Below are 5615 nucleotides of genomic sequence, written 5' to 3'. Positions count from 1 at the left end.
GTTGTCGCCGGCAGGCGCGCTTGGGTGCTGTCGTGTCAGCCTCGGCGTTTGTAGCGATTCTGGGCGTACTCCTCCACCCATTGACGGCTTGAGCGCCACTGTCCGTCAGAGCCTTTTGTGGCCTGCAGCGCACCGCGGTTGGCGGCCACGCGCAGCGCCGTGGCGTTGAACTCGTCGGTCGCGAGCGCGGCCAGTGGGACTAAGCGCGCCGGCCCGGCAATTGCCGGCACGATGAATTTGTAGAGATTGTCGAGGATGGCTCGGGCGATGAACTCGCCTAGTGTGCCGTAGTCGCCGGCGTCGGCGCGCTGCAGCGCTCGCAAATACTTGCGGCGGTCGTTTTTGTAGATGATGGCTGGCGGGTATCCCAGGCGCACGAGGATGAGGTTGAGTACGAGCCGTCCGGTGCGTCCGTTGCCGTCGAGGAACGGGTGGATCGCCTCGAAGTCGCGGTGAACCTTGGCGATCTGTTCCGGGAAGTTCGGGGAGCGGGCCTCGACGTCGTTGGCTTGGTCGAGCCATGAGGCCATTTCCGCGTCGATGAGTGGCCAGGTCACGGGCTTCATTCCGCCCGGGAATGCTTCGATTTCGTGTTGGCGGAATGAGCCTGGGCCTTCGGCTGGCGTCGCGTCGGGATGTGGGTCGACGTCCCATACGAGAGCCATGACTTGCTGATGGACGTGGCGGACGTCCTGCAAGGTGATATGGCGCCCGGGGTCGTAGCTGGTCGGCTGGATGCCTTCGCGGTAGACCCAGTCAGCGGCGTTGGCGTAGCCCTTAACCTCCATGTATTCGCGGAGTTGCTTGGCACCGACGGCGCGGCCCTCGTCGAGTAGCTTCTCGACTTCGCTGATGACCAGAGTGTTGCCTTCGATGGCTGTCGAGTGATGCGCTTCGGCTGTCCAGATGTCTTTCCAGATCCCTGCGGCTTCTAACGGGCCCGGGAGGCCGCCAAGCCGGTTCCACAGTTCGGATATCTGGGTGTCGAGTCGGTTGTAGACCTCCGATCGTGCCGGTCGGCCCCTTGTGGCCACAGCGCTCCTTGACCTCTCCTATGTTGCGTTGAATTCGTACGTTGCGTCGATTTAAAGCGTACAGTACGAAATCTCTGTCAGTGAACTGCGGAAACGCGAGTATTTTGTACTGTACACTTTATTTCCCTCTAGCGTACACATTTGCTCTAGGCGACATTTCATTCGGCTGCACCTGCTCTTAGTGCGAGACGCATGGCTATGTTTAACCGGGTGTTAGTCCTTCGGCCCCTGCGTCGGTGGCGGTGGCGGGGTGGCCGATAAAGGTGGTCCGGGGCGAATCGAGGTAGCGGAGGATCGCCCACTGAGCAAACCACGACGCGAACATGCGCCGCTGGCCGGCCGCGCCGGAAAATGCGAAGCCCTCGTATGCCATCGCGAGACCTTCGTGGACGGGCTCAGACCGGAATCCGTAGAGGCTGTCAAGCATCAAGCGCCGCAGCGTTTTAGGGGACTTGGATCCTCGAACGATGCCGAAAGCCTGCTCGAAGTTGCCATGCTGGACCATCGAATCGAGTTCACCCGGCATTAACTCGTCGAAGAACTTGATGAATCTCGTCGTCAGACGCTCTGTCTTCCACGGTTGGAATGGGTTTGTCAGGCACTCGGCGGCGACGACGTAGAGGATCACGGCGACCTGCTCGCGCTGCTGGCGGATGGCCGCGTCGTAGCTCAGCAGTGCGCCCTGGAGGCGGGCCCAGCTGTCCATGTCGCCCAGGGCGACCAGATGGAACATGTCGAGCGGCATGCCGTGTCGCGCCAACGTCAGAATGGTCATGTCCGCGCGACGGGTTTCCAGTTCTGCGAGCATCTCGTCTTGGGCAGGCCAAACGGTGGGCGGCAGGTTGACCGGGCGGCCCAGCGCGAAGGTGCAGATCGCTGCCACCAACTCCATGGCGCGGTGCGCGATGGGACGGGTGAACGGTCCGTCGATCGGTCCCGCAACCGCGACGTAGACATCAACGATCGGCCTCGGGGGAAACAGAATATTTTCGTCCTGCACGCCGCCCTCGGGCACATCTTCACGGAAGTTAAGCAGCACGTCGGTGCCGAGACGCCGCCACTCGTCCACGATCCTGATTTGCGTGCTGAGCATTTCCTGCATGCGTGAGAAGAACATTGGATCTGCCAGATTCTGCTGTTCACCAACGAGCGTGCAGGTGTACCACACGTGGCCACCGAAATCGGCCTCGGACGCCAAAGCGCCGGAGGTCAACTCGCCGCCGCGCCGAACCAATTCGTCGATCTCGTCCTGGCGGCCCTGGTCACTTGAGACCGCGGTGATCCATGGGGAGTTGTTCAGCGGCGTCACCGCGATGTGGAAGCTGTCAGGCCGACCGATGATGAATGGCGCCGTCGACAGGCTGGTCTGCGGAACGTCGTATCCCCGCTTCGCGGACAAGGCGTAGCAGCCACGAGGCACTCAGCGATTGGCACCGATCAAGGCGAAGCTCCATCATCGGACCCCTGAACACGGACGGCGGCCCCTGGCGAACACCACGTGTGCGCCCGGGCTGGCGAACTGCTCGTCGAACTCCATTCGGTTCGTCTCGTTTCGGACGGCGGGTGGCGTGCGAACAGCTGTTCGGCTGTCCTAGCGGTGTCCTAAATCAGTCAATCACTTGGACACATCGGTACGGAATCAAGCACTGAAGTGGACATTTCGATCGGCTGTAGACACCAGACCACAGCGCCGCACACGCGCTTCCGCGCTGCAGTGTGGGGGTCAGGAGTTCGAATCCCCTTAGCTCCACTGGTACGTGGATCGTGCGGCCTGGCAGCGAAAAGGCAAGTCCGCCACGCAAACGCGACCGAAAGCCTGACGACCAAAACCCCCGTTGTGCCAAGAGTGTGCCAAGACGGGTAGACACAGCCCGACAATCCGTGGACAGAGTGGACACGAACCAGCCGCTGAGCTGGGCGTTCCAAGACGCTCTAGCACCGCGTGAAACGCGGTGGACAGTCCGGCTCGGTTTTACACACCAGCGGTCGGCGGTTCGATACCGTCCGCGCCCACGGTAACTTCGGTGAGATGGGACCTTCACCCGAAATCCAAGAGATCGCCGTGATCACCGGTGCGTCTACCGGCATTGGCGCGGCGACGGCACGCGAACTGGCCCGGCGTGGGTTTCACGTCCTCGCGGGTGTCCGGCGCGACCGGGACGCCGACGCAATCCGGGGGCCGGGCATCGAGCCGCTGATCATCGACATCACCAACCCGGACCACGTCCGGGCGCTGGCTACTCGAGTGCACGGAGACCCGCAGGGCCGGGCGGTGCGGGCGCTGATAAACAACGCCGGAATCGGTGTCAACGTACCGGTCGAGGCTTTCGCGATCGATGAGTGGCGACGCCTGTTCGAGGTCAATTTCTTCGGCCACATCGCCGTGACCCAGGCACTCCTGCCGGCCCTGATCCGCAGCAAGGGTCGCGTGGTCAACATCAGCTCCGTGGGCGGCAAGATCGCCATGGCCACCTACGGTCCTTACGCAGGCACGAAATTCGCGCTCGAAGCGGTCAGTGACTCCTTGCGACGCGAAATCGCCCCGTTCGGCGTCCAAGTGGTCGTGGTCGAACCGGGCGCCGTGCGTACGGAAATGCCCGGCCGGGCGATCAGCACCGCCCATGAGCTGGCGTCGACCATGACGCCCGAGCAAAACCAGCGCTACGCCGGGTTAGTGCACGCCATCACCGCACAGGCCGCGTCGCACACCAACTCGGGCCTACCCGCTGACGCCGCGGCCAAGGTGATCGCCAAGGCGGTGACGGCGCGCAAACCGCGCACTCGCTACACCATCGGCCGCGACGCGGCACTGATCACCCGCTTGACGCGCATCTTGCCCGATCGGACAACCGACCGTGTCCTTGCCGCCGCGCTGCGTCCCCACTTTCCCAAGGAGAGCAAACCGATCTCGCCGTGGTGCGCACCCTTTTCGCGCGGACGGTCGACCACGTCGGTGTGATCGAGCTTCCCCACCGATCACCTCAGGGCACCAGCACAACCTTGCCGACGTTCTCTCGGGCAGCAAGGATTCGGTGAGCTTCCGGCGCGTCGGCGAACGGCACGGCGGCATGAACCACCGGAGCTGCCGTGCCGTCGGACAGTGCCGCTGACAGCGGTTCTATCCAGGGTTCGAGCGTCCCGCGGTCGTCCCACAGCCGCAGCATGTTAAGGCCGATGACGGTCTTGGATTCGTTGAGCTGGTTGATCAGGTTGAACCCGCGCACCATCGCCAGCGCCTGTGGCGCCGCCTGCCGCAGCGACCGCTTTTCGCCTTGTTGCAACGATGAGAGGCCGTAGGCGACAAGCCGTCCGCCCGGACGTAGCAGATCGAACGACCGCCGCAACGATGTGCCACCCAACGCGTCCAGCACGATGTCGTACGGTTCCAGCCCTTTCCACCACCCGTCGCGGCGGTAGTCGATGGCACGGTCGATGCCCAGTGCAGCGAGTTGGCTGTGCTTGCCCGGTGATGCGGTGCCGTCCACGATCGCACCTGCGGCCTTGGCCAACTGGACCGCCGCGATGCCGACGCCCCCGGCCGCGGCGTGCACCAGCACTCGCTCGCCGGTGCGCAGCGAGCCGTACCCGTGCAGCGCTGCCCATGCCGTCGCATAGTTGACCGGGACCGCGGCGCCCTGCTCGAACGTCATCGAATCCGGAAGCGCCACAGTGTCATCCGCGGAGGCGTTGACGATTTCCGCGTAACCGCCGAATCGCGTTCCGGCCAACACCCGCTCACCAACGCGTTCCGGATCGACGCCGTCTCCGACCGCCTCGATCGTTCCGGCGACCTCGTAGCCGACGACGCTCGGCACCTTCGGCGCATCGGGATACAGCCCGACGCGGGCAAGGTGGTCGGCGAAGTTCACTCCGGCCGCGCGCACCGAGACACGTACCTGGCCGGCCGCAGGCGGCGGAGGGTCGGGGCGGTCTTGCACCTGTAACACCGATGGGGGGCCGTGCTTGGTGATGACGACTGCGCGCATGAACAGCCCGGCTACAGGTGACTTGCGACGAAAGCCGCGGCCTGAGCAGGCATTCCGGAGTTCGGATAGGAAAGGTGTGCCGCGGAGAATTCCTCGTCGTGCGTCGGCGCCGCCAGAGCCCCGCCTGGGGCGCAGATCGCATCGCCGGCTGCGCACAAGTCAATGGCCTTGGCCCCGTACCACGGGCTGGCCGTGCTTACCGGTGCGCCTAGATATCTATCCGCCGGATTCCCGAAGAGGGCGAGCGCGGCAACGTGAGCGGCCTGGTCCTCCGACAGCGTCTCGGGGACAAAGCCCACGATCGGGAATAGGGCGATGGTGATCTGAACGATCACCATCGCGCCCTGGGAATAACCCCCGAGCACCATCTTGGTGTTGGGGCAATTCGCGATCATGGACTCGACGTGAGCGCTTGCATCACTAGTGCCCGCATTGGTGGATGGCACGAAATCCTCTGAGGCGGGGTAGTTCACCGCATACACCCCGACGGATCTGCCCCCAACCTGCGAGCGCAGTGAATCGATAAATTGCTGGCCTACCACGCCGACGCCGGGCGGTTCGGTGGTGGCGCGGGCAAACGTCACCTCGACGTCGG

At 64.0% G+C, this 5615-nt stretch carries 5 protein-coding genes; 1 reads left to right on the top strand and 4 read right to left on the bottom strand.

Annotated features, from left to right (window positions below; genetic code table 11):
• Window positions 1–35: 35 nt before the first annotated feature.
• Together ACLQI9_RS33040 and ACLQI9_RS33035 are read right to left on the bottom strand one after the other, a co-directional pair.
• Window positions 36–1034 (bottom strand): Fic family protein, encoded by a 999-nt coding sequence (locus ACLQI9_RS33040; RefSeq protein ID WP_442392894.1) that lies wholly within the window; start codon window positions 1032–1034, stop codon window positions 36–38.
• A 202-nt stretch (window positions 1035–1236) separates the two neighbouring features.
• Window positions 1237–2343, bottom strand: coding sequence for a hypothetical protein (locus ACLQI9_RS33035; protein ID WP_442380610.1), 1107 nt, complete (start codon window positions 2341–2343; stop codon window positions 1237–1239).
• Between the two features lie 720 nt (window positions 2344–3063).
• On the opposite strand from ACLQI9_RS33035, the gene ACLQI9_RS33030 reads away from it, so the two are divergent.
• Complete coding sequence (locus ACLQI9_RS33030) at window positions 3064–3993, top strand: SDR family oxidoreductase (RefSeq protein WP_442380612.1); 930 nt, start codon at window positions 3064–3066, stop codon at window positions 3991–3993.
• 22 nt (window positions 3994–4015) lie between these two features.
• On the opposite strand, the gene ACLQI9_RS33025 is transcribed toward ACLQI9_RS33030, so the two are convergent.
• Complete coding sequence (locus tag ACLQI9_RS33025; RefSeq protein ID WP_442392892.1) at window positions 4016–5020, bottom strand: zinc-binding dehydrogenase; 1005 nt, start codon at window positions 5018–5020, stop codon at window positions 4016–4018.
• An 11-nt stretch (window positions 5021–5031) separates the two neighbouring features.
• On the bottom strand, window positions 5032–5615 hold a 584-nt coding region (locus tag ACLQI9_RS33020; RefSeq protein WP_442392890.1), incomplete at its 5' end, for a cutinase family protein.

Source organism: Mycobacterium sp., from assembly GCF_052143115.1.
In the GTDB taxonomy this organism is placed as follows: Bacteria; Actinomycetota; Actinomycetes; order Mycobacteriales; family Mycobacteriaceae; genus Mycobacterium.
This window is presented reverse-complemented; position numbering and strand designations above follow the sequence as displayed.